Origin of the sequence: Algoriphagus aestuariicola, from assembly GCF_017254835.1 — a bacterium.
Lineage (GTDB): Bacteria > Bacteroidota > Bacteroidia > Cytophagales > Cyclobacteriaceae > Algoriphagus > Algoriphagus aestuariicola.
In genome coordinates this window covers 642,271-668,603 of record NZ_JAFKCW010000001.1, presented here as the reverse complement: position 1 = coordinate 668,603, position 26,333 = coordinate 642,271, and the positions used below count along the sequence as shown (strand labels likewise).

Here is a 26,333-nt window from a genome sequence, read left to right as displayed (position 1 = left end):
AGACTATACAGTTTATTGAACGCTAAAATCCTGATATTTTCTTCCCAAAGACCAAGCCTCTTTCAACATGGCTAGGAACTCTCCCATGCGGTGCAATGGGATCAAGTTGGGTCCATCGCTGAGTGCCTTGGCAGGTTCCGGGTGGGTTTCGATGAAAAACCCGTCGATGCCAGTCGCAGCTGCTGCCCTAGCCAAAATCGGCGCAAACTCGCGCTGGCCTCCACTAGTCCCCCCTTGTCCGCCTGGCTGCTGCACCGAGTGGGTGACGTCAAATACCACGGGTGCAAACTGGCGCATGATCGGCAATCCACGCATATCCACCACCAAGTTGTGGTAACCAAGAGAAAAACCCCTTTCGGTCAGGCATACGTTGTCGTTGCCTGTAGAGCGAATCTTGGTGACGGCATACTGCATGTCTTCTGGCGCCATAAACTGACCCCTCTTAATTTTCACTGCTTTCCCGGTGTTTCCTGCGGCCAAAAGCAGGTCAGTTTGACGGCAGAGGAAAGCGGGGATTTGCAGCACATCCACGACCTCGGCTACTTCGGTTGCCTGGTAGCTTTCGTGAATATCGGTCACCAAGGGAACGTCCAAGGCTTTGCCCACCCGCTGCAGTACCTCTAGGGATTTGTCCATCCCTATGCTCCGAAAAGAGCCGGAAGAAGTCCGGTTGGCCTTGTCAAAAGAAGCCTTAAAGACGTAAGAAAAACCGTTTTCGTCGGCCCAGGCCTTGACCTTAGTACCGATTTCGATGCAGATATCATAGCTTTCTACGGCGCAGGGGCCGGAGAAAAGTACGGGTTTGTCGGAGCCCAGGACTATTCCTTCCCGGATCGTCATGGGTTGGGTATTGCGAGTCATCATTCGTTTTGGGATAGTGAGTCAATCAGGGGAACAAGTTGGCCTTTGGCATGAAGAAAGATGTCAGCAACTTCTCTAAACACTCCCCTGCCGCCTTGGAATCTGGAAGTGTAGTGGGCCGCAGCAGACACATATGGCAAGGCGTCCGATGGCGCAAAGGCCAAGCCTACCTTGCTCATGACGGGCAGATCGATGAGATCGTCTCCGATGAAAGCGACCTCTTCCAAAGACACTTCCATGATATCCAACACCTCTGCGAGTTTTTTCCCCTTGTCCTTGATTCCATGATAGTGAAAGTCAAACTTGAGCTCTTCGCAGCGATTTTCCACCACGGGTGAGTTTCTCCCGGTAATCGCTCCAACCAAAAGCTTGGCCTTACGAAGGTGCTGTACGATCAAGCCGTCTTTGACATTGAATTTTTTGTACTCGATTCCATTGTCATCGTAGATAATGCCGCCGTCCGTCAAGACACCGTCTATGTCGGTGATCAGGACTTTGATTGCTTTTGCCTTCTCGAAAATCGATTCTGGCACATTTGCGAAGTATTCGCCGATTATTTTTTCTGTTTCCATTGTACTGAGTAAAGATCGAGTCTACGCTGCTCCAGGTTCCGGACACTTCCTGCTTTGCGCTGCTTAGTCAGGAGGTCTAGGTCAACGTCCGCCACGATGATGGTTTCTTCGTTTTCCGATGCCTGTGCTACCACCGCATCGTGAGGAAAAGAAAAATCCGAGGGGGAAAAGATCGCCGCTTGGGAATATTGGATGTCCATGTTTTCGACTTTTGGCAGGTTGCCTACCGAACCGGTAATCGCCACGTAGCATTCATTCTCAATAGCCCTTGATTTGGCGCAGGTGTTGACACGAAGGAAGGCGTTTTTGGTATCCGTCCAGAAAGGGACGAAGAGAATGTCCATTTCTTGCTCTGCAAGGATTCTCCCCAGTTCTGGAAATTCGACGTCGTAGCAGATCAAGATACCGATTCTACCAGCGTCCGTATCAAAGACATGGATTCCATTTCCTCCCTGCAAGCCCCAATAAGCAGCCTCATCTGGTGTGATGTGTAGCTTGTATTGCTTGTCCTGCGTCCCGTCGCGGCGGCAGAGGTAGGAGACGTTGCGGAGCTTTTTGCCGTCATACTCAGGCATGGAGCCTGCCACGATGTTGACGTTATACGACACGGCCAATTCGCTCATCCTTCCCACGATTTCGTCCGTGTAGTCGGCGAGGTTACGGATCGCCTCAGAGGCATCCATATCATTGAATTCCGCGAGAAGCGGGGCATTGAAAAATTCGGGTAAAAGGCAGAAATCCGACTTGTATCCCGAGACCGTATCCACAAAAAACTCCACCTGCTGCATCAAATCGTCCACATTGGAAAAGCGGCGCATCTTCCACTGCACGAGCCCCAGTCGTACGATGGATTTCTTGTTTCCGATGAGCTTTTCGTCTTTTTCGTAGTAGATATTGATCCATTCGAGCAAGGTAGCGTAGGCTCTCGAATCCGTATCAGAAGGCAAATATTTAGTAATGACCTTTCTGACGTGAAATTCATTCGCCAGCTGAAATGAAAGCACCGGATCAAAAATCTCCCTGTTTTTGACGAGGTCGATATACTTTCTGGGCGTCATTTCGTCGGCGTATTTGGAATAGCCCGGAATACGGCCTCCGGCGATGATGGAGCGGAGATTCAAGTTTTCGCAGAGCTCCTTTCTCGCATCATACAGACGACGGCCGAGGCGCATGCCCCGATAGTCAAAGTGGACGAACACATCGGTGCCATAGAGCGTGTCCCCGTCATCGTCATGGGTGTCAAACTTGCCAAAGCCAGTGATCTGATCATAGGTATGGTTGTCGCCAAACTTTGAATAGTCCACGATGATACTTAGGGCAGCGGCGATGACTTTACCGTTATCCTCGATGCAGATTTGTCCTTCGGGAAAGGCCTTCAGCTGGTTTTTCAGCTCGGCTTTTGTCCAAGCGCCACCTTGGTTTCTATAGATCGACACCATGATATCCCTAATATCATCATAGTCCGATAGCTTTATATTTCTGAGTCTGAGGCGGTGTTCTAATTCTTCTTTTTGCTTACTCATAGCCCAAATCTAAATGAATCCAATCAATTGTTCTAAAAACCTGAGTTGAGGGAATAAGATTCAGAACTATATTCTGAATACAAACAATCTTCAAATTAATGCGGTCATCCATCCACGCTTTGTCCTGAATTTGAATATATTCTGCATTCAAATATCCCTAACCCACCTGAATTCAATGAAAGACCAAAACGAATTCCTGGAATGGCTGGAAAAAATCCTGAACCAAAGTCTGTTTACGCTTGGTGACTCAAAGTTAACAGTTGGTTTGGTTCTGACGTTGGCGGTTTCCTTTACCCTGCTGTTTATTGTATCAGAATGGATCAGAAAATTCCTGGTGAATCGCATCCTCCACAAAAAACAGGTTGAGATCGGCACTAGAGAATCCATAGGCACCATCGTCAAGTATGTTCTAATCCTCGCCGGCATTTTTTCAATTCTACAGACCAGTGGCATAGACCTTTCTGCCTTTGGGGTCTTGGCAGGAGCGATCGGTGTAGGTATTGGTTTTGGCCTCCAAAATATCACCAACAACTTCATTTCAGGCCTGATTATCCTTTTTGAGCAGCCGATAAAAGTAGGCGACCGTATCGAGGTAGGAGACGTGGATGGTGACGTGATCCGTATATCCGCCAGATCTACAACTATCCTCACCAATGACAATATCAGCATCATAGTCCCCAACAGTAAATTCATAGACAGCGAGGTGATCAACTGGTCGCATAGCGAGCGCCGGATTCGCTTCAATTTTCCAGTGGGAGTAGCTTACAAGGAAAATCCAGATAAAATCAGACGCATACTGCTCGAAGTCGCCAATGCCAATCCCGGTATCTTGAAAAATGCCCCCAGTGATGTCCTCTTTGACAGCTATGGGGAAAACAGTCTCAACTTCATCCTGAGAGTATGGTCATCGGTCTATGTGGACAAACCTCGGGTTCTCAAAAGCCAGTTGTACTATGAGATATTTAGAAGATTCGCCGAGGAAAAAGTGGAAATCCCCTTTCCACAGCGAGATTTGCATTTAAAATCCGGATTTGAAAAATTGGAGAAATAGGGTAATTTCCCAGCAGATTTGGACTTTTCCTGTCAGGATTGTCGCAGCGTGATGAAGAGAGCCCTTACATTGTTTTTGTGCTTGGTCGTTTGGGAAGCTTCTTCCCAAAGCTTCTACCGCTATCGCTTTGAAGAGCCCTGGTCAATCTCTGCGGGAATAGGGCCCACGCAATATTTTGGAGAATTGTATTCGTTTTGGAAATACAGCGAAGGCATACAACCAGACTGGAACGCCAACTTCGCCGTCAATTACATTTTTGGCACCCACTTGAAGGCCAGACTCGAAGGCACCTACTACAAAATGTCCGGCTCCGACCCCCCCTCGGATCCAAGAGCTTACCGTACTCCCAGAAATCTTCATTTCAAGGCATCCAATATTGAAGTGGCAACACTTGTTGAGTACTACTGGCATCCGGTGAAAGTGAACAACATCACACGCCACCTCTGGAATCCCTACATATTTTTTGGTCTGGGGATGTCAACAAACAATCCCAAGGCAGAGCTCAATGGAACATGGGTGGATCTACGCCCGCTACAGTTGGAAAATAATCCCTACGAAAAGTACGTCGTCGTTTTCCCCATGGGACTTGGATTCAAGTACAAGCTCAATGTGTATATGGACATGAAGTTTGAGGGGAATTACCGATTTACGCTCACAGACTACATGGATGACATCTCGGCCTACAACGTCAAGGACTTCTATCTGGATTTGGTGGAAGACTACACCTCCGGCACCAACCCTGATCGGCTGCGGCTTGCGATTCGAAATCCCCAATTTGTCTTGGACAACGGCGAGCCAGACGTAGACGCCATCCTCAGAAACAACGGACGGGTACGTCGCGGCTCCGGGCTTACCCATCGCTATGACGGCTATATGACTGTCAGTTTGGGATTGGAGATCTACCTTTCTCCGGATATCTGGGACAACTGGATCTTCCGAAACCGAGTCTACGAGAAGAGGTTCAGATTCTGGTAATCATGCCTTCAGGCTCAGCACGCCCAGCTCTGACTTGAAAATCAAAGTTTCCGTGGTGCCGATTTGGTAGGCTGGCGTATGAAGATGGTCCCCTGATGCTACGCCTACGAGCTTGATGCCGACTTTGTCGCAAAAACTTCTGATCCCGTGCTCTGCGTCTACGTCGTTGACCACGTGTCGGTGAATCACAAACTGCTCATGACCACGCCAATACTCTGCCATGTCCTGATCGGACTTTGTTGACGTCGTGAAATGCTCCGGTGTGTTAACAAAAAGAAGGTGAATGGATGATTTGAATACCCTGGCTAGCGGAAGGATTTTTTCAAAGGCCGATTTGCCGAGTGGATTGAAAACCGAGGCAAAGGCGATCTTGCGAAAGGCATTTCCATCCAGCGGCTGCTTCACTGCCAATACGGGACATGATGCCAAACGGATCACCCGCTGGAGAGTGGACCCGACGAAACTCCCGGAGGTATAGCCTTTGCCGTGAGCGCCGATCACGATCAAATTCACAGCCATCTGCTCTGCTACTCTAAGTATCTGCTCATAGGGCACGCCGATCTTGATCACCTGCTCAAATTGGGATTTGACCGGGGCCACAGATTTGATATAACCCGGCAGGACATCCAATGCTTCCTGTTGCTGCTCGATCAGGTCGGGATGTTTTGCCTTTGCCTCGTCTGAAAGCAAATCCCAATCCACCTCGGACGGAATCACCGTCACGCAAATGATCTTTGCCTGGTTTTTGGCGCTAATTCGCCGAGCTGTCTGAAGAGCGGCAAGGGAATGCGGAGAAAAATCAAATGGAACTAAAACAATCTTCATAAAATTAGCGGTATTTAGTTTCAATTTCCCGATTCTATCCGAAAATAAAACTGGTGAATTGTCAGGCGAAAACCTGATTAAAATTAGGAATTCCCGATCGCTCAGAGCAAGCGCTCCATTTTGACGTTGCATCGCCCGTAAGCGCCACATTCCAATTCAACTTCCTTAAAACCAATCCTTTGGTATAACCTCAAAGCTGAATCCAAGACCGAATTAGAGTAAAGTGCCATTTTGGCGAAACCGAGGGATTTGGCATGTTCGATGAGCGCCTCTCCAAGAGCCTGTCCCACACCCTTTCCTTGGGCAGCAGGATCCACTCCCATCTTGATCATCTCACAGGTTTTCTTGTCCAGCGGAATCAGAGCTACCGTCCCGACCGGCTCCTCTCCAATTTTTGCAAAAAGTATCGTTCCGCCCCTCGCCAAGATCGTTTCTTCGGGATACTCCAGCTGCTCTATATCAAAAGGCTCCAAGGAAAAGTACTTGCTGACCCAAGCTTTGTTGATCGATTCGAAATAAGGCTTTAATTCAGATGAATAGGAAACAATCTGTAGGTTTGCCATCGCCACGGATTTAAAAGACTATCAAAATTAGCGAGAATCCCTTAGCTTAGAAACTAGATCTTACTTCCTTCCCCAATGAAAAACACCCTTATTGCCGCCGTAATCCTTTGCCTGACCGGCTTCCTCTCAACCGCTATGGCGCAGACCCCTGAGGAAAAAATCAAGCAGCTAGGCCTCGAAATCCCAGAAGTAAGCCAACCTATAGCCAACTATGTAAAATGGAAACAAGTCGGCAATTTACTCTACCTCTCCGGCAGCGGTCCAAGCGTATTAGGGAAAGTCGGCGCCGACCTGACGAAAGAACAGGGTTATGACGCAGCCAGAGAAACAGGCCTTGGCATAATCGCCGTGATCAAAGCGGCGACAGGGGACCTTAGTCGGGTCAAGCAATTCGTGAAGGTCCTCGGAATGGTCAATTCGGCTCCGGAATTCACGGCGCATCCAGCTGTCATCAATGGGTTTTCAGATCTGATGGTGGAGGTGTTCGGAGAAAAAGGCAAGCATGCGAGATCGGCCGTCGGCGTGGCTGCACTGCCCAACAATATGGCTGTGGAGATAGAGGTCATCGTGGAACTTGAAAATTAAAGATGAACCCCATTTCCTTTCTTGTCTTAGCTTTTCTCTCCTCAGATCCAAGTATGCAAAAGTCCATTGATCCAGCGCAACTGAAGTTTGGGGATCTCCCTTTCCACTCTCACAAAACTTTGATCTGGGAGGTCTTGGGAAAAACAACGGAAACTCCGGTCTACTACGAATGTGGCTTTTTTTCCGAAGATGAACAGGGGATGGCTTTCTATGAATTGCGCTATCCGGATGCGATTTGGATAGGAAACGGTACGGATGGCTATTATCTGAACAAACTGAACTTTGACGCTCAAGGAAAAATTATCCTTCACTACCAAAACTTTTCCTTCTCGGGCAAGACAAGCCAAAAAGAACTGGAAAACTTCTTCGACCAGAAATCTTCGCCCATCAGAACCTCGGAGACAAAAGAATTGGAGTGGACAGGCCTACCTTTTGAAAACAGAGACGATGGCTGCCATTTTTATTTTGAAAGGGGAAAGTTGGTGAAATTCGAATATTGGACTAGCTGTTGAAGAGGCCTACAAAAACAAGGATCCCTGAAAAGCATGCCCTTCGACTTCGAGTAGGGCTTTTTTCCTTTTCAAACCTCCAGCGTAGCCAGTGAGATTGCCGTCCCTTCCCAAGACTCGATGGCAGGGAAGAATCACCAAAATAGGGTTAGCTCCTATCGCGGCGCCCACCGCGCGGATTGCTGCTGGATTTCCGAGCTTTTGGGAAATTTTCAGATAGGTGGTCGTTTGCCCAAAGGGTATTTTGGCAACCTCCATCCAGACCCTCCGCTGAAAATCAGTGCCTCCCAAGCCTATTGGCATATCAAAGATCTTCCTTTTTCCCTCAAAATACTCTTCCAATTGCTGAACAGTACTCAAGAGAACCTGATCCAAAATAATCCCATCCGGTTGCTGATCCGTGAACCTCAGCTCGGACAGACAGCCGTCTTGTGAGCTGATGCGGATATTGCCAATGGGAGAATAGATTACAGGCATGGAAAATCATATTTTTTTAGACATCAGGGACAAAGTCAAGCCGAGTATTGGAGCTGGATAAAGATCAGCTTATTGCCAACCTATATTTCCACACCTCCCTGATCTGCTCCGCCCCTACTTCAAACGGGACATAGATTGGATTCGCCGAGCAAAGCAGAAGTTTTTGTTCCTCTTTGATTCGGTTGTAGGCGATCTTGAAAGTAACGCCGTCCTGCTCCGTTAAGATGACATAGCGTTCGCCGTCTTTGATCGATGTCCAATCGTCCACATATTCACATACGATCCAAGTGCCATCTTGGATTGGCAGCATGGAATCTCCATCCACTTGAAACACCCTATGTTTTCTGTCTGTCGGGAGAAAAGGCAGAGAAAAACGGGGCAACTCCGCAATAAATTCCGGATCTGAAAAGCCTGCCATATAGCTCGCCTTCACACGTTGGGACACCACCTCGATCAGCTCCCTCCCATCTTGGTCCACCGTCGTTGTCAGGATTCTCAGCTTTCTTCCCCTCAGAAACTGATCGGTTTCAAGCAACTCCCTCAGCTTAAATTCCGAGTAGGAGCTGAGATCTTCACGGAGAAGGATATCCGTGGACACGCCGAAATAATCCGAAATCCTGACCAAAGTATCCAAGGGCGGGTTTATGCTGGATTCATAGCCAGCAAGTTTGGACCGGCTAATGCCCAGGCCATCCGCCATGTTTTCCTGTGTGATTCCCCGCTTCTTTCTAAGGATTTTTAAGTTCGAGTTGAGATTCATGTTTTTTACTATCACGACAATTCCCGTCTTCATGACAAATCAAATTTAAAGAAATTGATTAATTTATAAACATTAAAATGTCAATATAATAAACAAACTAATGGATGAAAAAAGATGTATCGTGCACATGGATCTGGATACATTCTTTGTGTCGGTAGAGCGACTCTATGACCCCAGTCTCATCGGAAAACCAGTTTTGGTGGGAGGATCGGCCGGCCGAGGGGTTGTGGCATCATGCAGCTACGAGGCAAGGAAATTCGGAGTCCACTCCGCCATGCCCATGCGAACGGCATTGAAACTTTGTCCTGATGCGGTAATAGTCCCGGGGAGCTATGAGAAATACAGCCAAAAATCCAAGGAAGTCACCGAGATAATCCGAGACAGCGTTCCTCTCTTTGAAAAGTCGTCCGTAGATGAATTTTATATCGACCTCACTGGGACGGACCGTTTCTTTGGTAGCGTCAAATTGGCCAAGGAATTACGCCAGAAAATCATTCGACAGAGTGGCCTGAATATTTCAATGGGAATATCAGAAAACAAGACGGTTTCCAAAATTGCCACCGGGGAGGCCAAGCCCAACAACGAAATCCAGATCCACTACGGTGAGGAAAAGTCTTTTCTCGCTCCCCTCCCCGTCCGAAAAATCCCCATGATCGGTGAAAAAACCTGTCTTAAACTCCAAAAAATGGGCATTCTGAAGGTATCCAGTCTGCAGGAGATGCCGATCGAAGTGCTGGAGACGGCATTTGGCAAACATGGGAAGATGATCTGGAAAAAAGCAAACGGAATCGATCTTTCGCCTATCATACCTTACTCCGAGGCCAAATCGGTATCCTCGGAAAACACATTCGGGGAGGATACCATGGACATCAAAAAGCTGGAAACCACACTTGTCACCATGACTGAGCAGCTTAGCAGCACGCTGAGGAAGAGGCAGCAAATGACTTCCTGCGTCAGCATCAAGGTGCGATATTCCAATTTTGACACACATACCTTGCAGCATCACATCCCTTACACTTCTGCGGACCATTCGCTGATCCCCGTCGTCAAGGATCTTTTCCGCAAAATTTACAGCCCCAAACACCCCCTTCCACTTCGTCTAATCGGAGTACGCCTTAGTTCGCTCGTGCATGGCAACTATCAAATAAGGCTGTTTGAGGACACGGAGGAACGGGTCAACCTCTACCAGGCCCTTGACCGACTTAATGGCAAATACGGCGAAAAAACGGTATGCCGAGCCGTGGGATTGGGACTCGACCGCCGCCGTTTCAATCCCTTCAACGGCATGGAGATTTAGAATCAACAGGCGATCCCCAGTGGAGTTCTCGGAAAGAAGATTGTGCGGGCTTGTGACCTTGGCCGAAATCTGACTATTTTCGACGCCCACTGAGATATCCGCCTTTTTCGACACTATGAACGCCTATCTTTTTTCCACTCCCCGTCTAGGGTTTCGCACTTGGCAGCCCTTTGACTTGGACGATTTCACGGCTATCAATGCTGACAAAGAGGTCATGCGCTTTTTTCAAAAGCCGCTTTCCAGGGAAGAAACCCAAGCGATGATCGATCGGATGCTTTGGCTTTTTGAGGAAAAGGGCTTTTGCTATTTCGCAGTAGATTTACTGGAGACCAAGGAATTGATCGGGACGATAGGCCTCGGATGGAAGACCTTCGAGGCAGATTTCACGCCATGTGTGGACATAGGCTGGAGGCTTGGAAAAAAATGGTGGAACCAAGGCCTCACCACAGAGGGGGCCTTAGCCTGCTTAGACTTTGCCAAGCAAAAGGGGGTCAACGAGGTGCTTTCCATGGCTTCGGTGGGCAACACTGCGTCCATCCAGGTGATGAAAAAAATTGGAATGGAGTATTGGAAAGATTTTGACCACTCCGAGCTCGCGGACTTTCCCAAGATCCAGCGCTGTAGCCTGTACCGAATCAGGCTTTAGCAAGTGGTACAGGAAAGTCGCTGCCTTCGAGATTTCTGGTAAACAAAAAAAAGCCATCCCCTGTCGGAGATGGCCTAAGTTCCAATTTACGACCCAGCAATCAGTTGGAACTCCCTAAAAATAAACCTGCAATTCCAAGCACGTCGTCTTTGCTTAGTGGCTCGTCCCAGCCTTCGGAGACTGCATCGGCATCGATGCCAGTCAAGTTGGACACATCTACACCGGCGTGGGTCAGATTTTGCTCGCCTGCGTAGATGGCCATAGTTGCTGCGGGCAAGGTTCCGATGGAGGCGTTTGTGATCCAGCCTTTCACCGTATCCTGGCCTTTTTTGGTTCGGAGTCGGCGCACCATGGAGGCATGCCTCGCCTCTACCGAATGGATAGACAGAGCCGCCGTCAACACCACATCGCTTTCCTGCACATTGGCGGCCTGTCCCTTGTATGCCCTCACTCCTGTATCTTCAAATGCCTGGGCAAGTGCCAAAAAGGTCGGGTAGTCGGTAAACGGAGAGAAATTTCCGCCAGCGGTAAAATCAAACTCAGGCTCTGGGACTGGCGTTCCCTGTAGCACATTGCTGATCACATCCTGGAGAAAATTAACGTGGGCCAATTCATGATCTCGGATTTTCTGGAAGATGACCCGCTCCGCAGAATCAATCACTCCTGAATCCAAGCCCATCTGGTAGTAGCGGTATTCTAGGTGCTCCAGCGTCAAGGCATAATTCAATACGCCCAGCAAGCTGGCCGTATCTGCTTTGGCCACATGAGGAATGGAATTCAAAACCGCAAGCGGTACAGCTGCGATCGCTACTTTCTTACTTAAACTCCCAAACTCACGGAATGCGTCTCTTCGGGAATAAAATCTGTCTTTGTCCTCTGCACTCTTGGTGTCGGGACACATGCTATCTAATAATTTGATCAGGTTCATGTCTTGTGTGGTTTAAATAGTGGATTAGCTCGGTAGTTGGCTGAAGTCGATGTCCGTCTTGACATAGGTCTTGGCAGCAGTCAATACCTCTGTGAAATTCAGTGTGCGCTCGAGGCCGTTGGCATCGATGATGTCATCTCCAGCAAAATCCGCCGAACCCGGATTGATCAAATCCCGAATGGCTGCGGCATGGCGCGCCTCCACGGATACGATTTTCCCGGCAATCAACAACAAATCTGCGCTTTCCAGATACTGGCCAGCTCCATTATAGGCAGCAACTCCCAAATCCTCAAAAGTCTTTGCCGCTCCCAAAACAGAAGTCCTATTTCCGAAATCAATGCTACTAAAGTCTACTTCCAGCGCTCCGATTGCATTAGTGCCTAGGGCCGCCTTGAAAAACTCCCTGTGGGCCCTTTCGTGCTTTTCCAGATCACCCATGATCGTCTTTTCCTCCGCGGATGCATTTGCGAAGTAGCTGCCTTTCATTACCTCCGCATAAAAAGCCGCTTCCAGCTGCTCCAGCGCATAGGCATAGTTCAAAATTCCCAAATCTCCCGAGCCAAGACTTACCGCGCCCGGCATGATTGGCCCCATATCCTCGTCGTCATTGCAACCCATCAGCAGCAGACCAGCACCCGCCACGGTCATCGTCCCCATCCGGAGAAAGTGGCGTCTGTTTTCGTTTTTTATCAAACCCTGAGGCCTGATCAATTCCTTTTTCATTTTGGTTTGTTTTTAGGTTTATAATTCGGTTTAGGTTTTCCATGGAAAAAAAATTGGACCCAAAATCAAGCATTCGAATCTTGGCTCTGCAGGGACTTACGATGCTGTACTCGCAATTGGATTGGGGTGAAGTGCCTATTTTTTTAAATACACGTAGAGGTAGCCAGAAAAACCCAACTGTAAGCCCTGAATTCCAATCGGTTAAAACGCAATACAAAATCCCGACGAAGCGCCGGAAAAGTGCGTTTTTTGCCCTCCAGATTGTAGTTTTTCGTTCGACTTGATGAAGATTGGCTTCAAAAAATTCAGAACAATAGTCTATTTTTAGACAAATCGTAATAAACCAAAAGTGTTCATGAGCGGCAACAAAAAAGAATTTTCCAAAGAAGAACTCCTCGATGTTTTGGAGACTCGCTTTGAGAAAAACACGAAACGCCACCCAGGATTGAAATGGTCCACAGTGATCCAAAAGCTCCAGGCCAATCCCGACAAAATCGACATTCTACACGAAATGGAAATCACCGGTGGCGAACCCGACGTTGTGGCAATCGATGAAGCCGATTCCGGAAAAATTTGTTTCGTCGATTGCTCAGCAGAGAGCCCGACGGGCCGTCGCAGCTGTTGTTACGACCAAGCAGCCCTCGATGCCAGAAAGGAAAACAAACCTGCAAATGCCGCCGTGGAGTGGGCAGAGCAGATGGGTGCTGAGCTGCTCACCGAGGACCAATATCGACGTCTTCAGCAATTTGGAAGGTTTGACGCCAAAACTTCCAGTTGGGTAAAAACTCCCGCTGCCATCCGAAAACTCGGAGGTGCGATCTTTTGCGACTGGCGCTACGATCACGTGTTCACGTACCACAACGGCGCCTCCTCGTACTATGCAGCGCGGGGCTTCCGTGCATTGCTTAGCTTGTAGCATCGTACCAACCGAGAATGCATCTTTTTCACTTTTCGTAATACCACCTCCTGATGAGACAATCTTACGTTGCAGCGTTGTTTTTCCTCAGCCTTGCCGCCCAGGCCCAAGCCCCAAATCAAGCCGAGTTGCAAGCCATGGCAGAAAAACAATGGCAATCTTCCCTGGAGTTGCTATTGGATATTGTCTCTATGCCAAACGACGCAGTCTATCCTGATCAAATCGAGACCAATATCAAATGGTGTGAGGATAAATTTGCCGCTAGGAAATGGACTCACGAACGGCTGGATACCGGCGGAATCCCGCTCCTTCTCGTCGGGAAAAATCGGCAAGGCGCATCCAAAACAATACTTTTCTACTTCCATGTAGATGGTCAAGCAGTGGACATCAGCAAATGGGACCAGGAAGACGCGTATGTGCCTGTCCTGAAATCTCTCAACACTTCATCGAAATGGGAACCACTACCCATCGAACGATTGAAATCGGCGTATGACCCGGAATGGAGGATTTTTGCAAGGTCGGTCTCTGACGACAAAGGTCCGCTTGCTATGTTTATTTCCGCTTGGGATGCCATGACGGTCGCAGGACTAAACCCGGATTTTAACCTAAAGATCATCCTAGATTTTGAAGAGGAACAAGGATCGCCGAGGCTGCCTGCTGCCGTAACCCGATACCGCGAAAAACTGGATGCTGACCTCATGCTAATCATGGACGGTCCACGCCATACCAGCAACGAGCCAACCCTGAGCTATGGTGCGCGGGGCATAGCCGATATGACCCTGACCACTTATGGGCCAAAACTACCCCAGCACAGCGGGCACTACGGCAACTATTCCCCAAATCCCGCACTTCTTTTAGCACAACTTTTGTCCTCTATGAAGGATGCTGAGGGTCGGGTCGTGATTCCCGGATTCTATGACGGCATCAACTTTTCGGATGCGGAGCGGGAGATCTTCTCTAACGTGCCGGATAACGAACAAGCGGTTCAAAAGCGATTGGGAATTGGGCGGACGGACAAAGTGGGGCAAACCTATCAGGAAAGCATCAATTATCCTTCGCTGAATATCAGGGGGATGAGCTCGGGATATACCGGCGCTCAGGCGACCACTATCATCCCGGCTACAGCTGTCGCGGAACTCGACATGAGGCTCGTACCAGAGTCAGACCCAAACCGGCTCTTTGGACTGATCGAAACCCACATCAAAGCTGAAGGTTTCCAAATCTTGAGCCAAGATCCCACGGATGAAGAGAGGATGAAATTTCCCAAAATCGTAAAGCTGGACAAATCCATCTCTTACCAAGCCTTCCGTACCCCGATAGACTCCGAGGCAGGAGCTTGGCTTCGAAAAGCAATGATCCGCGCATTCGACAAAGCCCCGGTGGAAATTCGAATTTCGGGTGGGTCCATTCCCATCTCGCCTTTCGTCGATGCCTTAAAGATTCCTGCTGTTGTCATTCCTACCGTCAATGCCGACAACAACCAACACAGTCCAAATGAGAATCTTCGGCTGGGAAACTACAAGGAAGGAATCGTAACGGTCATGGCGATCTTGACGGAAAAGTCTTTCTAATGCGTTCCAAAGCCAAGAGACAACCTGCCGAGCTAAATGCCGCTTTCGGCTATTTGGGTTCGCCTTCGGAAAACAACACCAGCCTCAGCGTACCGTAGTCGTATTTCCCTTCGAAGTGCTCGTAGTAGGGTTTTAGCGCCTCATATTTTCCGGCCAGCTGCTGAATCTCCCTGATCGCCTCATCCGACACCAGCTGTTCTAGCGTAAGCTTGCCGGATTTGACTCCAGCACTGAGGTGTCCCATGATGGTAGATAGGGCAAACTCTCTTTCGGCAGCAATTTCTGCGGGGCTTTTTCCATCCAAAAACATCTGCACACTGACAGATTTTGAGTCTTCTTTTTTCTCCTTCGGGGCTTTTTTGACTTTTTCAGAAGACTTTTTCCGGCCGGTTTTGGTAGAGCTCTTGGTCTTTTCCGGCAACTTTTCTAGAACTCGAGCATGGATGGCCTTCCTCTTCAGCGCGATCAGGCCCTCAAGATCATCCATTCTACCGGTGATCTCACCTTTTAAGATCGCCCGGACTAGCCGAGCTGCTCTCGCGAGGTCAAGGAATTTGCCCAAAAGCTCCAACTCCAATTCTTCCAAGCCATTTTGGTAAGTTTTGATGCGGGAAAAATCCGCGACCTTGGCCTGATGTAGCATGAGGCGCTCGATCAGCTCTTCGAGAAGCGCCAAATAGTAGTCCGATCCTTTTTCGAGTCGTTCCAGCAGGCGCCCCTCTTCGCCATGATGGAGCAAGGTGAGGAGCTGGTTGCGAAACTTGCGGGTATTTTCCCCTTCCGACTCGAGCTTTTCATAAATCAAGGGCAGATCTTTCCTAAGGCTTTCTTCCTCAAACTCCAGACTGCTCTCTTGGTCTTTGTCAAATTGGGCAAGGGATCTGAGCAGGCTTTCAAACCCAAACGTGTCTTGGATGAGATTGCTGAGATAGTGACTTTGGTTTTGCGAAAGCAGCTCGGCAAGATCCTGCTGTTGCCCCACGACCTGTGTGAAATCCACCACCTTTGGATCCGAATAGATCACATCAGCTTGTACGCGCGTCCGCAGGATAAGCCCCTCCAGGCTTCGCAGCCTACTCAAAGCCACATAGACTTGGCCTGGCGCAAAGGCCTGACCGACGTCGACAATCGCCCTGTCAAATGTGAGTCCTTGACTTTTGTGAATGGTCACCGCCCAAGCCAACTTGATGGGGAACTGGGCAAAAGTTCCAATCACCTCCTCTTCCAGCTCCTTGGTGTCAGGATTAATCCGATACTTTTTGTTTTCCCACAGCTCTTTTCTAAGCTGAAACTCGCCTCCTCCACCGTCGAGCTCGACGATCACTTCCCCTTCCGCCAAGCTCGCGACAGTCGCCAGCTTTCCGTTGAAATAGTTCGCATTTCCGGAGGTGTCGTTTTTGATGAACATGACTCTGGCGCCCACTTTCAATTCTATCGACTGGGGAAGCGGAAACAACGTCTCCGGAAAATCCCGCTCCAATTCGGCCTCATACCAATAAGAGGGCGAGTCAAGTAGCCTCAGTTCCCTGAGATTGAGTTCGTCGGCCTTGTAGTTGTGCGTCGTGAGGGTGATTGCCGGCGGCAGATCGCGGATTTCATCCAAAGACCTGAAATGCTGGTTGAGTATGCGGACGTCTTCCGGTGTGGCCCGATTGTCCCGCAGATTGTTCAAGATCCGAATAAAAATCTCGTCCTGCTGACGGAAAATCCTGTCAAGCTCGAGATAGATCATGCCCGAATTTTGCAAGGCTTTGGCTTCAAAGAAATGAATGGAGTTGTAAAAACGACTGAGCACAGCCCACTCCTGATCCCGGACTACCGGCGGAAGCTGGTGCAAATCCCCGATCAACAGCACCTGAACCCCGCCAAAGGGGGTTTTGTAATTTCTCTTGACACTCCGCATTCGGTAATCTATGGCATCCAGAATGTCCGCCCGAAGCATGCTCACTTCGTCAATCACCAAAAGGTCGATGGATTTGAGCACATTTCTCCGCAGCTGATTGAGCGGGTGCTTGCGCGCCAAGGTCTGCTGGGTGAAAAACCCGTGCTGATCCGAATAGTGTCCCTCTGCCTCTCGGGTGGGAAGAAAGGAGCCGAATGGAAGCAAAAATTGGGAATGGATTGTCACCCCCTTGGCATTGAGCGCAGCAATCCCGGTGGGTGCCACAATTACAAAGCGTTTGTGGGTATGCCTGGCCAGATCCCTCAAAAAAGTCGTTTTGCCAGTCCCCGCCTTTCCGGTCAAAAAAATCGGAGCTCCCGTGCTGTTGACAAACTTGGCTGCAAGCGACAGCCTGTCGGTGGATTGATTTTCCATCCAACTAAATTAGTTTCTTTTGAGTCAAAGGCAATCCTTCGACTCCGCCTGATCCAACATTTACCTTCCGATTTCGTAAATTTCCACTTCCTAAACCCCAATTTTTACCTGATGTATATCCACCCTCTCAACGCTTGGGAAAATGAACCCGAAGTGATCGACTTTATCCAAAAAAACGCCTTCGCCACACTGGTCAGCCAAGTCAATGGAAGGCCTTGGGCGACGCATTTACCTTTTGTTTTTGGCAAAAACAGCGAGGGCGATGCGAGCCTTAGCGGGCATATTGCCAAAGCGAATCCCCAATGGAGATCCATCAAAGATGGGGATGAGGTCATGGTGGTCTTTCAAGGTCCACATGCATACATTTCCTCCTCTTGGTACAACCACGAGAATGTACCGACCTGGAACTACTTGGCGGTGCATGTGTACGGAGAAATCAGAATCATAGAAGGTGAGCAGCTGATGACCCATCTTAAAACTCTGGTCGATGTCTATGAGTCAGGTCGCCCAAACCGGGTGAGCGTGGAAACCATGTCGGAATCCTATGTCCAAAGTCAGGTTCGTGCCCTGGTGGGACTGGAAGTGAAAATCACCGAGGTTCATGCAAGTGCCAAGCTTTCCCAAAACCGTGACGATGTCAATTACCAAAACATCATAAAAATGCTGGACCAAAGCCCAAGCCATCTGGACCAAGAAGTCGCTTCCGAAATGCGGAAAAAACGATGATTTTTTGAAAATCAATCCAGATAAAACAAAAAAGGAGCCTCGAATTGATGCTCCTTTTTGTTTGTGAATTGCTGAGATCAGAACCCAGAAACGTTCAATCTGCCTCCCGTGACGACTTTACCAGCCAAGGACGCTGTCGGAGTAGCTTGTCCCAAAATCGCGTTTTTGATCTGCGCAGCGGATGCGCCGGGATTTTGCGATGCATACAAGGCCGCGGCGCCGGACACATGCGGCGTCGCCATAGATGTACCGCTATAGCTGGCATAGCTTGCGACTACCTTTCCCTTGGAGCTGGCAGGGATTGTTGACCAAATCGCAGATCCTGGTGCACCGATATCCACTGTCGTAGCTCCGTATTGGGAGAAAGAGGACAAAGCGCCCGTGCTGGTAATCGAAGCAACGGCAATGATGTTAGAAGAAGTATATCCTGAAGGATAACTAGCCGAGGCATCGTTATTGGTTCCCGAGTTACCAGCCGCTGCTATAAACAGAATGCCTTCGGCGCCAGCCCGGTCAATCGCGTCTTTCAAGGCTTGGGAAAATCCGCCTCCTCCCCAAGAGTTGTTGGTGGCGACGATATTTAAACCCTGATTGGCCTTGAGGTCGGTAAAATAATCGACTGCTTTGATGGCATTGGCAGTAGTTCCTCCCCTTTTTCCCAAAAATTTCGCACTGAGCAACTTGACGTTCCAAACCACTCCGGCGACACCGGTACCATTGCCCCCTACACCTCCAATGGTGCCAGCTACGTGCGTGCCGTGGTCATCGCCAGTACCATCGAACACGGAGTTGTTCCTTCCGTCAAAATCCCATCCATACACATCATCCACCAAACCATTGCCGTCGTCATCAACGCCATTGTTCGCAGTTTCTCCCGGGTTTGTGCCAGCATTGGCCGCCAAATCTGGATGGGTGTACATGTAGCCTTCGTCGATAATCCCGATATAAACGGAACTTGAACCCAGTTTATTTGCGGCCCAAGCCTCATTTGCCCTCGATCCAAATTGATTGCCGCCGGCAGACATTCCCCAAAGTTGACCGCTCACAAAGTACGTATCATTGGATATGGCCTGGTGCTGATAAATCCAATTGGGCTCAGCATACTCGATTTCAGGCATGTTTTTGAGTAGCCCGATAGCCTCCATTGTTCCTAGCTTGGACTCTACTAGAAGCAAGTCGCCTGATTGTACTCCCATTCGGGCATTAGCCATCTGCATGGCTCCAGTGGAGATCTCCTCTACTACACTGCCTTGGATCAATGTCATTACATCCTGGGAAAGCCTCGAGTTTTGGCGGGACGTTTTGTATTTGATCAAAAGCTGACCCGGCACGAAAGCCTCTTGAAGCGCGACTTCAACGGCGTCGCCCACCGCAACTTCGTTTTCGATCACGTCCCCGCAGGACGCTGCCATGCCCAACAGGGCAGAGAAAGACAGCAAAGAATATAGTTTTCTCATAAGGTGTATTGGTTAGATATTCAATTGAAAATAAGTATTTTAAGCGAACATTATTCCCTTGAAAAACACCGAAACGCAAAATATTTCAGGGTGAAAAAAACACGAAATTCTAGGCATCATTGAATTCGCAACTCGTCCCACTAAAAAAGTATAAAAAGCCTTTTCCGTCGCCTTTTTGCTTTTAATCCAAATTCATGATTTCTCTGGCCGCATTGCCTGGGACGATGCGCATCATCCCGTCTTTTGTGCTATTCCAGATCAAGTGAAAGGGCCCACGGTATTGATTTCTAACTGTAAAAAATTCCGCTCGGAGGTAGTTCTTTTCTCCAGGGAGATTGGACTGATTCAACAAAACATTGGCAATCAAGGATTTTAATCCATTCTTCTGTCCACCCTTCTTGCCAAACATCTCGAGCTTCAAGTCCGCATAGTCAAAAGTGAACTGACTGGTTGAACCCGTCGAATCGGCATGCATCAAGAGCTCCAACCTTCGCAGATCTCCGGTTTCGATTTTGCCGTTCATCAATGGGTTCAGTATTTCACTGATCTTGACCAGAGGAAAATCCGTCAAAACCACATTCAAATCAAACTCATCGCGGTTATAAGGAATGTCGATATCGATAATCATCTCCCCTTCCCCGTCTATCTTGGCTGTAAAGTCCGCATTTGCATATTCCAAGCTTTCTTGGTATTCCGGGATAGACGTTACATTGACCAAGGTTCCATTTATTTGATCCAGTTGAAATTTCCAGGTTTCATTTTTGCCAGCCACAGCCTCTCCGTAGCTTATGGCTCCATCGAGGAGTCTCAATGTATCGAGCTTGAGGGGAAAGGAAATTTTCTGCACCAAACCCTGAAACAGGGGCTTGTATTCATCCGGTGGTCTTGAGATGTTTTTGTTTCGAAAATCATCCAGCTTCAAACCCGAAACTTCCAGCCTCCTGGCCCGGATATCCAGATAGGAATACAGATTGCTGTTGGCTTCCAAGCCTGAAAACACGAGAGAATCGAGCTCAAATTCTATCAAATCCACCTGAAACTCCATTTTGGAAGAAGCCTCGATCAAGCTCTCTCCATATTTCATCGAAGGAGAGATCACTTTCAGTTCTTGGCTTTTGCTGTCGAAGGCGATTTTCCCGGACTTAAAAAGCTGCCCGCTGGCGAGCTTGTGATCAGCGCTGTCGATTGAAACCAAGATCCGACCGTAGTCAAAGGGGATGGGATTGTTCCACTTTAGCGAGTCAGTCTCAAGCTCGGTCGCAAGGATGTTAAAATTGCTCAAAGTACCGATTTGGTCTCCGTTCCTCATCACCTGGACTCCAGCTTGTCCCAGCTTGAAGTTTTCGATTTTTCCCCGGGAAAGAATATCGCCAAACAGGCTCTTCAGGCCTTCTCCGGCTTTTTGCTCATCGGGGTTGTCCTCCGGTACATAGACTACCAGCAGCGGCTCCACAAAGACAAGCTCCTTCAGCACCAATTCCCTATGTATAAAAAGCCGCCAAAGATTGAGCTGGTTGAGCTCGACCTGATCCACCCGACCATCTACAAATACGCCGTCTTGATCCCCCACCGGACTGATGGTCACCTCCGAAATGAAAATGACCCTGCTTAGGTAGTTAAAATCAAGCACTTGGAATTTGATGTTGTAGGTCCTGTCGGGATTGGAGTTGATCAGCGATTCAAGGTTGTTGTTGACCCATTTCACCCCAAAAAATACCCCTATGCCCCCCAAGGCAAAAATGGAGACGAAAACGATGATCGCTATCTTCAGAAATCTCATATGGCCAGGCTTAAATGCAAAAATCCACGGGAAGCTGCCGGCGATAGCAGAAGGGAGATATTTGCTCTGGATTCGAAAATATAGTTCCGCATTTATTACGGGTTTATGTTCATATTAAACTCCCTCAATCTAAAGCCAATAATCTATTTTATCTTCTCCCTTCGTCATATTTACCAGAGAGAGTCAAACACAATTTGATACATTTGGGAATGAAGCAATTCCTTTTTGCCGTTTTTGCAGGCTGTTTTCTTGCATTGCCGCTGACGGCCCAAGAAATCAAAATCCTAACTTACAACATCCTCCACGGAGAACGGGCCGATCAACCATCGGTTTCCAATATACCCGAAATCGCCAATCTACTCATCCAACTTCAGCCCGACGCCATAGCCCTTCAAGAGGTAGACAGCATGACGCAGCGTTCCGCCAAAATCAACGGCAAACCTATCGACTACGTCCATAAATTAAGCCATGAAACCGGCTACAATGGTTACTTCGGAAAGGCAATGGACTACGATGGAGGTGGCTACGGCGAGGGTATATTGGTAAAAAAAGGCTACGATTATCACACGCTAAATCTCCCAAATCCTGAAGGAGGTGAGCCTCGCGCTATGGCTTGGGTGAAAGCCGAATTCAAAACTTTGGAAGAGTTTTACTTTGGGGCCACCCACCTTTGTCATCAGTTTGAGGAAAATCGTATCGCCCAAGTCGACTCCATCCTAGCCTATGCTGACTCAATGGACAAGCCGGTCGTGTGGGTCGGGGATTTAAACTTCACGCCCGATTCTCCGGAGTATGCCAGAATCCCTACTCATTGGAAAGAAGCCGGATCAGTAGCCGGAAATCTCCAAAACACCTACGGTACAGAAGAGGATGGCGGCCGAATCGACTACATCTGGTACGATTCGAGGAAATTCGAGCTCGTGGAATACAAAGTTCTTAAAGACATCGCCTACTCTGATCACTACCCAGTCTGGGCCGTTCTCAAACTAAAAAAAGAAAATCAGAATGAATAGAAAAGGATTCTACATCCCAGTCGCGACACTGTTGTTGTTGACGGTATTTGGATTTACCGCTTGGAAATCCGATCAGCCAGCGAAGACCAAATGGATCCAACTTTTCAACGGAAAAGATATCAAGGATTGGTCGGTCAAAATCCGAACCCATGACTTGGATGATAATTTTGCAAATACCTTCCGGGTGGAAGACGGGTTGATGAAGGTTCGCTACGATGGCTATACAGCTTTTGATCGCCAGTACGGGCACATCTTCTACAAGAAGCCATTTTCCTACTACCTGTTGCAGGTCGAATATAGATTTGTAGGCGAGCAATGTCCCGGTGGCGAGGGCTGGGCTTTGAGAAACAGTGGCGCAATGCTCCATTCTCAAGACCCCAAAACGATGTTGAAGGATCAGGATTTCCCTATTTCCATCGAGGCGCAGTTTCTGGGAGGCAATGGAAAAGATCCCCGTACTACCTGTAACCTCTGCACTCCGGGAACCAACGTGGTCTTGGCTGACACCCTCTTTACTCCCCACTGCATCAATTCCAAATCCCAGACCTACCACGGTGAGCAATGGGTAACCGCCAATTTTATCGTATTGGGTGATGAGGAAGTTCACCATATGGTCGGAACAGACACCGTTTTCTCCTATTTCAAACCACAAATTGGCGGCGGCAATGTGAGCCCTGTTGATCCGGCGGTAAAGATTGATGGCATGCTCTTGAAGGAAGGCTACATCTCCCTACAGAGCGAAAGCCACCCCATCGACTTCAGAAAAGTAGCTCTGGTAGATCTCTCAAAAATCAAGGACGACCCAAAAAAGCTCAAGTCAACTGTCCAACAAGCATTGACAGGGAACTAAAATAAAAAGGAGGCTTCTGCCTCCTTTTTTGTTCATATCCGTTTTTGATCAGACTCTAACCTTGGTCGTCCCTCCGCCCTCAAGCGTGATGGGGACTGGCTTGTTGGTCTTCCAGCTTCCTCCGGTGAAATCAGGCACATCGATAGAGTTGGATCTATTCGCCACCGACCATTCACTCAGCGGAGTGATACAGCTCCAAGTCGCCGCGTCGTATACGTCTTGATCCAAAGGAAGACCGTTTCTCAGGCAATCGATCAGCCTCCAGTCCATCATGAAGTCCATTCCACCGTGACCGCCGATTTGCTTGGCAAGTTCACCGACTTTCTGCACGATCTCTGGAGTATACTTTGCCTGCAATTCCTTCATCTCCTCTTCCTTCATCCAGCCATGGCCCTTGGCTACCTTTTGCTCAGGATACTTCTGGGCATAGCCTTCAGTACCGCTTACCACATGAAGTCGGGAATAAGGACGTGGAGAAGTGACATCGTGCTGGATCATGATGGACTTGCCATGTTTCGTTCTCACGACTGTCGTATTCATATTTCCACGGAAAGACTTGGAGGCAAAAGACCCGAAGAAAGAATCGCTTGCTGCCAGTTCTTCCGCTTTGGCTTTCATCTGAAAATCATTGGTAGAAAGAGAAGTCAAATACTCCATCTGGTCTCCCCGGTTGATGTTTAGGATCTGGCAGATCGGTCCCAAGCCGTGCGTCGGGTAGAGATTTCCGTTTCTGAAATTCTCTTTAAGTCTCCACATGTCCTGATAGCCTTCTTTGTCAAAATTAAGAGCGAGGAGGTCGTGGATATAGGCCCCTTCCACATGCAATACCTCTCCGAAGAAACCCTCGCGCGCCATCTTCAATGTCATCAGCTCAAAGAAATCATAGCAGCAGTTTTCCAGCTGCATGCAGTGTTTTTTCGTACGCTCTGAAGTCTCAACCAGCTGCCAGCATTCTTCCAAAGTTCTTGCAGCAGGCACCTCGACGGCTGCATGCTTGCCTGCTTCCATGGCGTAGACGGCCATCGGCACATGCCAATCCCAAGGAGTGGCGATATAGATCAAATCCAAGTCTGGACGATCAACCATTTTTTTCCAAGCATAAACACTTCCCGAATAAAGTTCCGGATTGTGGGGAGTGCCCTCCAGGGATTTCTTTGCTTTTTCAGCCAGCTCCGGACGGAGGTCACAAAGAGCCTTGATCTCTACCCCTTCGATCTTGCTGAGGCGGGTTACTGCTCCCGGCCCCCTTTGTCCCAAGCCGATGACGCCTACTCTCACGGTATCGATCTTGGGAGCGGCAAATCCGCACATATTGAAAGATTGTACTCTGGACGCCCCATATTTTGCTTCATGCGGCAAGGTTTGAAAATCTCCAGCAAGTGTGCTTCCAGCTCCAAAAAGGCCTAAACCAGCCAAACCGGTGGATTTCAAAAATTCTCTTCTGCGATTCATAGTATTATGTTCTTATTTTGGATTTGCGAAGGCTATTTAACAAAAAAATCAATAAAGTCCCTGATCAATTGGATAAACCGAACAAATAATAGGGATTCCGCCCTAATACCCTTGGTGGCGCTAATCACAATGAAGAAAAAAACTTTGTCATCACTCGTTCAGCAGCTTTTCCTTGGGGAGTAAAGTCGGGCTGACGCCCTTGATTTTCAGGCGACCATTTCCAAAAAAACACACCTGCCAACCATTCCTTTTTCCAAGCAGTCTCGAAGAATGCTTCGTAACATAGCGCTTGAACGTCTTCCGAAACCTCTGCCTCTTGGCGCTCATTTGGCCAGACCCAAGGCTCAATGGCTGCATCGGCGGTATTGCAATAGCCTATTTCAGTGAAGAGTACCGGCTTCTCGTATCTTCTGACCACCTTTTCTATGCTTCGGAGGTGATCTTTCCAGGATGATTTCAATTCCTCCAAGTCGGGATTATGGTCTTTGGACAAAGGAAAATAGGCTTGGATGCCCACGTAGTCCAAGGCATCCCAAAATCTGACCTGTTCAAACTCGGTGAAGTTGGCAGCGTAGGTGATTTTTCCCGAATAGACTTTTCTAACCTCGGAGACTATTCTTCTCCATTCCTTTTCTCGGTAAGAGGTTTTCTCTAGTTCTGTCCCTACGCATAGCATGGGGATATGAAGAGATTCTGCCAGCTCTGCATAGGCAACGATGAAAGCAGTATAGTTAGCAAACCACGTCTGCCAATCCTGCTCAGAGAGCATCTCTATCTCACCAACCCATGCTCCCCTCACCCAAAGGTGTGGCTTGAGCATATTTTTCATTCCATACTTGGCCGAAGAATCCAAAGTAACTTGAATGCCTTGTGGCGACTCTCCCCACCATCGCTTATCATTGTCGAGATCCCAACCGATATGGGGATCGTTTTTACTGCTTTGCCAGCCAAAGGGAGTCTGCGAAAGCGCATTTGCCCCAGTTGCCTTCAGCGCATCAAATTCCCCTCCCCGAAGCGGGCGCCGGCTCCCCTCCCAATTTACGCCTTTCCACTTCTCTGACGCAGTCACGAGTGGCTCTGAAGGGATGACGTACCAAACAGAAAATACCAACGCCAGCAAGCCCAGGGTACTGAAAAGATATTTTCTGAAAGACGGTACCACGGGCATTTGGGTCAGTGTTAAAAGCTCAATCGGTTAGTGGAGTGACTTTTATGTTTTCGAGATTAATTTCGGAAAGTTTTTCCAGCTTACCCGCAAGATATAGCTCCTGCATCTTCTCGACCGGCGTTTCCTTGTCTTGAGGCTTTAGATTCAGATAGTTCTGGAAGCGTATCCCCCCAAACTCTGCCACTGAGCTTACTTCACGCATTCTCACGCCTCCCCCGTCGGTATGGTAGCTGTAGGCCATGAAGTCCATCAGGTGGTCTTCCTTTCCAAACCAATATAAAAATTCGTCCTCGAAGTGCTCTCCTCCGCCTTCTGGGACGAAGGTCACCTTGACCATTTCGTATTTTTTACCATTTATCTTGGTTTCCCCCAAATAGGATTTTACCGCGGCTTCGTCATTTAGCCCGTAGGGAAGAAAAGCAAAGTATGCGACCGAATTGACAGACCGGGAAAATGCCCCGATCCGCTCCTGCGTGAGCGTATCAATCTTGACACCGTTTACCATTCGGGTAAACCCGGAATTGTTCAGCACGTCTTTGACCGACCCTGTGCTATCACTAAACTCCCTGATGTATTCAAAGGCCGTGGGTGTTTTGAAAATGGTGTAGTGGATCTCCCTAAAGTCAAATTCTATCAGTGAGTTTTCAAACGCAGCTCCCCCATGGGCAGCAATGGATTCATCGACGATCTTTTGTGCTTTGGATCGCTGATCGCATCCGGAGAACAGTATGGCGAGGAAAGGAATCAGTAGGTAGTGATGTAGCTTCATAAAATAAAAACTGGTTTGG

General features: G+C 48.6%; 26 protein-coding genes. 11 read left to right on the top strand and 15 right to left on the bottom strand.

Annotation, left to right across the window (positions count from 1 at the left end; genetic code table 11):
• Positions 1 to 12 precede the first annotated feature (12 nt).
• From kdsA to J0A67_RS02830, 3 genes are read right to left on the bottom strand one after another with little or no spacing between them, the layout of a single operon-like run.
• Positions 13 to 861: a 3-deoxy-8-phosphooctulonate synthase gene (gene kdsA / locus J0A67_RS02840; protein ID WP_206568615.1), complete on the bottom strand. Its 849-nt coding sequence runs from the start codon at positions 859 to 861 to the stop codon at positions 13 to 15.
• Positions 861 to 1,433 carry a KdsC family phosphatase gene (locus J0A67_RS02835; RefSeq protein ID WP_206567754.1) on the bottom strand — a complete coding sequence of 191 codons (573 nt, stop codon included), beginning with the start codon at positions 1,431 to 1,433 and terminating at the stop codon, positions 861 to 863. The genes kdsA and J0A67_RS02835 overlap by 1 nt, the downstream gene beginning before the upstream one ends.
• Positions 1,415 to 2,956: a bifunctional GNAT family N-acetyltransferase/carbon-nitrogen hydrolase family protein gene (locus tag J0A67_RS02830; RefSeq protein ID WP_206567753.1), complete on the bottom strand. Its 1,542-nt coding sequence runs from the start codon at positions 2,954 to 2,956 to the stop codon at positions 1,415 to 1,417. Before J0A67_RS02830 ends, J0A67_RS02835 begins: the two co-directional genes overlap by 19 nt.
• Positions 2,957 to 3,131: 175 nt before the next feature.
• Here J0A67_RS02830 and J0A67_RS02825 point away from each other — a divergent pair, with 175 nt between their 5' ends.
• Entirely contained in the window at positions 3,132 to 4,007 is an 876-nt protein-coding gene (locus J0A67_RS02825; protein WP_206567752.1) for a mechanosensitive ion channel family protein, read from the top strand.
• A gap of 51 nt (positions 4,008 to 4,058) precedes the next feature.
• Complete coding sequence (locus J0A67_RS02820; protein ID WP_206567751.1) at positions 4,059 to 4,982, top strand: hypothetical protein; 924 nt, start codon at positions 4,059 to 4,061, stop codon at positions 4,980 to 4,982.
• Here J0A67_RS02820 and J0A67_RS02815 read toward each other — a convergent pair whose 3' ends face one another.
• Both J0A67_RS02815 and J0A67_RS02810 read right to left on the bottom strand, forming a co-directional pair.
• On the bottom strand, positions 4,983 to 5,807 hold the full coding sequence (locus tag J0A67_RS02815; RefSeq protein ID WP_206567750.1) for a universal stress protein: 825 nt from the start codon (positions 5,805 to 5,807) through the stop codon (positions 4,983 to 4,985).
• A gap of 101 nt (positions 5,808 to 5,908) precedes the next feature.
• The gene (locus J0A67_RS02810) at positions 5,909 to 6,370 is read right to left on the bottom strand and encodes a GNAT family N-acetyltransferase (protein WP_206567749.1); all 462 of its coding nucleotides are present in this window, start codon (positions 6,368 to 6,370) and stop codon (positions 5,909 to 5,911) included.
• 75 nt (positions 6,371 to 6,445) lie between these two features.
• Here J0A67_RS02810 and J0A67_RS02805 point away from each other — a divergent pair, with 75 nt between their 5' ends.
• Complete coding sequence (locus tag J0A67_RS02805; RefSeq protein ID WP_206567748.1) at positions 6,446 to 6,955, top strand: RidA family protein; 510 nt, start codon at positions 6,446 to 6,448, stop codon at positions 6,953 to 6,955.
• A gap of 2 nt (positions 6,956 to 6,957) precedes the next feature.
• On the top strand, positions 6,958 to 7,467 hold the full coding sequence (locus J0A67_RS02800; RefSeq protein ID WP_206567747.1) for a hypothetical protein: 510 nt from the start codon (positions 6,958 to 6,960) through the stop codon (positions 7,465 to 7,467).
• A gap of 6 nt (positions 7,468 to 7,473) precedes the next feature.
• Here J0A67_RS02800 and J0A67_RS02795 read toward each other — a convergent pair whose 3' ends face one another.
• Together J0A67_RS02795 and J0A67_RS02790 are read right to left on the bottom strand one after the other, a co-directional pair.
• A complete protein-coding gene (locus tag J0A67_RS02795; RefSeq protein ID WP_206567746.1) occupies positions 7,474 to 7,941 on the bottom strand; it encodes a methylated-DNA--[protein]-cysteine S-methyltransferase in 468 nt (155 codons plus the stop codon).
• 64 nt (positions 7,942 to 8,005) lie between these two features.
• Positions 8,006 to 8,701, bottom strand: a complete 696-nt coding sequence (locus tag J0A67_RS02790) for an XRE family transcriptional regulator (protein ID WP_206568614.1) — start codon at positions 8,699 to 8,701, stop codon at positions 8,006 to 8,008.
• Positions 8,702 to 8,801: 100 nt separating this feature from the next.
• On the opposite strand from J0A67_RS02790, the gene dinB reads away from it, so the two are divergent.
• The gene (gene dinB / locus J0A67_RS02785) at positions 8,802 to 9,998 is read left to right on the top strand and encodes a DNA polymerase IV (RefSeq protein ID WP_206567745.1); all 1,197 of its coding nucleotides are present in this window, start codon (positions 8,802 to 8,804) and stop codon (positions 9,996 to 9,998) included.
• Positions 9,999 to 10,113: 115 nt separating this feature from the next.
• Positions 10,114 to 10,644, top strand: a complete 531-nt coding sequence (locus J0A67_RS02780; protein WP_206567744.1) for a GNAT family N-acetyltransferase — start codon at positions 10,114 to 10,116, stop codon at positions 10,642 to 10,644.
• A gap of 100 nt (positions 10,645 to 10,744) precedes the next feature.
• On the opposite strand, the gene J0A67_RS02775 is transcribed toward J0A67_RS02780, so the two are convergent.
• Together J0A67_RS02775 and J0A67_RS02770 are read right to left on the bottom strand one after the other, a co-directional pair.
• Positions 10,745 to 11,572 (bottom strand): ferritin-like domain-containing protein, encoded by an 828-nt coding sequence (locus J0A67_RS02775; RefSeq protein ID WP_206567743.1) that lies wholly within the window; start codon positions 11,570 to 11,572, stop codon positions 10,745 to 10,747.
• 24 nt (positions 11,573 to 11,596) lie between these two features.
• The gene (locus J0A67_RS02770) at positions 11,597 to 12,295 is read right to left on the bottom strand and encodes a ferritin-like domain-containing protein (RefSeq protein ID WP_206567742.1); all 699 of its coding nucleotides are present in this window, start codon (positions 12,293 to 12,295) and stop codon (positions 11,597 to 11,599) included.
• Between the two features lie 355 nt (positions 12,296 to 12,650).
• Between J0A67_RS02770 and J0A67_RS02765 the strand changes: the two genes are divergently transcribed.
• Both J0A67_RS02765 and J0A67_RS02760 read left to right on the top strand, forming a co-directional pair.
• On the top strand, positions 12,651 to 13,211 hold the full coding sequence (locus tag J0A67_RS02765; RefSeq protein WP_206567741.1) for a DUF4256 domain-containing protein: 561 nt from the start codon (positions 12,651 to 12,653) through the stop codon (positions 13,209 to 13,211).
• Positions 13,212 to 13,264: 53 nt separating this feature from the next.
• Complete coding sequence (locus J0A67_RS02760; protein ID WP_206567740.1) at positions 13,265 to 14,782, top strand: M20/M25/M40 family metallo-hydrolase; 1,518 nt, start codon at positions 13,265 to 13,267, stop codon at positions 14,780 to 14,782.
• Between the two features lie 49 nt (positions 14,783 to 14,831).
• On the opposite strand, the gene J0A67_RS02755 is transcribed toward J0A67_RS02760, so the two are convergent.
• Positions 14,832 to 17,099 carry a helix-turn-helix domain-containing protein gene (locus J0A67_RS02755; RefSeq protein WP_206567739.1) on the bottom strand — a complete coding sequence of 756 codons (2,268 nt, stop codon included), beginning with the start codon at positions 17,097 to 17,099 and terminating at the stop codon, positions 14,832 to 14,834.
• A gap of 111 nt (positions 17,100 to 17,210) precedes the next feature.
• Between J0A67_RS02755 and J0A67_RS02750 the strand changes: the two genes are divergently transcribed.
• Positions 17,211 to 17,825 carry an FMN-binding negative transcriptional regulator gene (locus J0A67_RS02750; RefSeq protein ID WP_206567738.1) on the top strand — a complete coding sequence of 205 codons (615 nt, stop codon included), beginning with the start codon at positions 17,211 to 17,213 and terminating at the stop codon, positions 17,823 to 17,825.
• A gap of 77 nt (positions 17,826 to 17,902) precedes the next feature.
• On the opposite strand, the gene J0A67_RS02745 is transcribed toward J0A67_RS02750, so the two are convergent.
• Positions 17,903 to 19,282, bottom strand: a complete 1,380-nt coding sequence (locus tag J0A67_RS02745; protein WP_206567737.1) for a S8 family peptidase — start codon at positions 19,280 to 19,282, stop codon at positions 17,903 to 17,905.
• A 181-nt stretch (positions 19,283 to 19,463) separates the two neighbouring features.
• A complete protein-coding gene (locus tag J0A67_RS02740) occupies positions 19,464 to 21,062 on the bottom strand; it encodes a DUF748 domain-containing protein (RefSeq protein ID WP_206567736.1) in 1,599 nt (532 codons plus the stop codon).
• Positions 21,063 to 21,271: 209 nt separating this feature from the next.
• On the opposite strand from J0A67_RS02740, the gene J0A67_RS02735 reads away from it, so the two are divergent.
• Both J0A67_RS02735 and J0A67_RS02730 read left to right on the top strand, forming a co-directional pair.
• Positions 21,272 to 22,075, top strand: coding sequence for an endonuclease/exonuclease/phosphatase family protein (locus tag J0A67_RS02735; RefSeq protein ID WP_206567735.1), 804 nt, complete (start codon positions 21,272 to 21,274; stop codon positions 22,073 to 22,075).
• Positions 22,068 to 22,925: a 3-keto-disaccharide hydrolase gene (locus J0A67_RS02730; protein WP_206567734.1), complete on the top strand. Its 858-nt coding sequence runs from the start codon at positions 22,068 to 22,070 to the stop codon at positions 22,923 to 22,925. Before J0A67_RS02735 ends, J0A67_RS02730 begins: the two co-directional genes overlap by 8 nt.
• A 48-nt stretch (positions 22,926 to 22,973) precedes the next feature.
• On the opposite strand, the gene J0A67_RS02725 is transcribed toward J0A67_RS02730, so the two are convergent.
• From J0A67_RS02725 to J0A67_RS02715, 3 genes are all read right to left on the bottom strand, one after another.
• The gene (locus tag J0A67_RS02725; RefSeq protein ID WP_206567733.1) at positions 22,974 to 24,377 is read right to left on the bottom strand and encodes a Gfo/Idh/MocA family protein; all 1,404 of its coding nucleotides are present in this window, start codon (positions 24,375 to 24,377) and stop codon (positions 22,974 to 22,976) included.
• 124 nt (positions 24,378 to 24,501) lie between these two features.
• Positions 24,502 to 25,545 (bottom strand): glycoside hydrolase family 113, encoded by a 1,044-nt coding sequence (locus tag J0A67_RS02720; RefSeq protein ID WP_241265045.1) that lies wholly within the window; start codon positions 25,543 to 25,545, stop codon positions 24,502 to 24,504.
• A 19-nt stretch (positions 25,546 to 25,564) separates the two neighbouring features.
• Positions 25,565 to 26,314: a DUF6503 family protein gene (locus J0A67_RS02715; protein WP_206567732.1), complete on the bottom strand. Its 750-nt coding sequence runs from the start codon at positions 26,312 to 26,314 to the stop codon at positions 25,565 to 25,567.
• Positions 26,315 to 26,333 lie beyond the last annotated feature (19 nt).

What these genes read in the sequence shown, in the direction of transcription:
- kdsA (WP_206568615.1), bottom strand. Translation starts at nt 861, where the DNA reads ATGACTCGCAATACCCAACCCATGACGATCCGGGAAGGAATAGTCCTG.
- J0A67_RS02835 (WP_206567754.1), bottom strand. Translation starts at nt 1,433, where the DNA reads ATGGAAACAGAAAAAATAATCGGCGAATACTTCGCAAATGTGCCAGAA.
- J0A67_RS02830 (WP_206567753.1), bottom strand. Translation starts at nt 2,956, where the DNA reads ATGAGTAAGCAAAAAGAAGAATTAGAACACCGCCTCAGACTCAGAAAT.
- J0A67_RS02825 (WP_206567752.1), top strand. Translation starts at nt 3,132, where the DNA reads ATGAAAGACCAAAACGAATTCCTGGAATGGCTGGAAAAAATCCTGAAC.
- J0A67_RS02820 (WP_206567751.1), top strand. Translation starts at nt 4,059, where the DNA reads ATGAAGAGAGCCCTTACATTGTTTTTGTGCTTGGTCGTTTGGGAAGCT.
- J0A67_RS02815 (WP_206567750.1), bottom strand. Translation starts at nt 5,807, where the DNA reads ATGAAGATTGTTTTAGTTCCATTTGATTTTTCTCCGCATTCCCTTGCC.
- J0A67_RS02810 (WP_206567749.1), bottom strand. Translation starts at nt 6,370, where the DNA reads ATGGCAAACCTACAGATTGTTTCCTATTCATCTGAATTAAAGCCTTAT.
- J0A67_RS02805 (WP_206567748.1), top strand. Translation starts at nt 6,446, where the DNA reads ATGAAAAACACCCTTATTGCCGCCGTAATCCTTTGCCTGACCGGCTTC.
- J0A67_RS02800 (WP_206567747.1), top strand. Translation starts at nt 6,958, where the DNA reads ATGAACCCCATTTCCTTTCTTGTCTTAGCTTTTCTCTCCTCAGATCCA.
- J0A67_RS02795 (WP_206567746.1), bottom strand. Translation starts at nt 7,941, where the DNA reads ATGCCTGTAATCTATTCTCCCATTGGCAATATCCGCATCAGCTCACAA.
- J0A67_RS02790 (WP_206568614.1), bottom strand. Translation starts at nt 8,701, where the DNA reads ATGAATCTCAACTCGAACTTAAAAATCCTTAGAAAGAAGCGGGGAATC.
- dinB (WP_206567745.1), top strand. Translation starts at nt 8,802, where the DNA reads ATGGATGAAAAAAGATGTATCGTGCACATGGATCTGGATACATTCTTT.
- J0A67_RS02780 (WP_206567744.1), top strand. Translation starts at nt 10,114, where the DNA reads ATGAACGCCTATCTTTTTTCCACTCCCCGTCTAGGGTTTCGCACTTGG.
- J0A67_RS02775 (WP_206567743.1), bottom strand. Translation starts at nt 11,572, where the DNA reads ATGAACCTGATCAAATTATTAGATAGCATGTGTCCCGACACCAAGAGT.
- J0A67_RS02770 (WP_206567742.1), bottom strand. Translation starts at nt 12,295, where the DNA reads ATGAAAAAGGAATTGATCAGGCCTCAGGGTTTGATAAAAAACGAAAAC.
- J0A67_RS02765 (WP_206567741.1), top strand. Translation starts at nt 12,651, where the DNA reads ATGAGCGGCAACAAAAAAGAATTTTCCAAAGAAGAACTCCTCGATGTT.
- J0A67_RS02760 (WP_206567740.1), top strand. Translation starts at nt 13,265, where the DNA reads ATGAGACAATCTTACGTTGCAGCGTTGTTTTTCCTCAGCCTTGCCGCC.
- J0A67_RS02755 (WP_206567739.1), bottom strand. Translation starts at nt 17,099, where the DNA reads ATGGAAAATCAATCCACCGACAGGCTGTCGCTTGCAGCCAAGTTTGTC.
- J0A67_RS02750 (WP_206567738.1), top strand. Translation starts at nt 17,211, where the DNA reads ATGTATATCCACCCTCTCAACGCTTGGGAAAATGAACCCGAAGTGATC.
- J0A67_RS02745 (WP_206567737.1), bottom strand. Translation starts at nt 19,282, where the DNA reads ATGAGAAAACTATATTCTTTGCTGTCTTTCTCTGCCCTGTTGGGCATG.
- J0A67_RS02740 (WP_206567736.1), bottom strand. Translation starts at nt 21,062, where the DNA reads ATGAGATTTCTGAAGATAGCGATCATCGTTTTCGTCTCCATTTTTGCC.
- J0A67_RS02735 (WP_206567735.1), top strand. Translation starts at nt 21,272, where the DNA reads ATGAAGCAATTCCTTTTTGCCGTTTTTGCAGGCTGTTTTCTTGCATTG.
- J0A67_RS02730 (WP_206567734.1), top strand. Translation starts at nt 22,068, where the DNA reads ATGAATAGAAAAGGATTCTACATCCCAGTCGCGACACTGTTGTTGTTG.
- J0A67_RS02725 (WP_206567733.1), bottom strand. Translation starts at nt 24,377, where the DNA reads ATGAATCGCAGAAGAGAATTTTTGAAATCCACCGGTTTGGCTGGTTTA.
- J0A67_RS02720 (WP_241265045.1), bottom strand. Translation starts at nt 25,545, where the DNA reads ATGCCCGTGGTACCGTCTTTCAGAAAATATCTTTTCAGTACCCTGGGC.
- J0A67_RS02715 (WP_206567732.1), bottom strand. Translation starts at nt 26,314, where the DNA reads ATGAAGCTACATCACTACCTACTGATTCCTTTCCTCGCCATACTGTTC.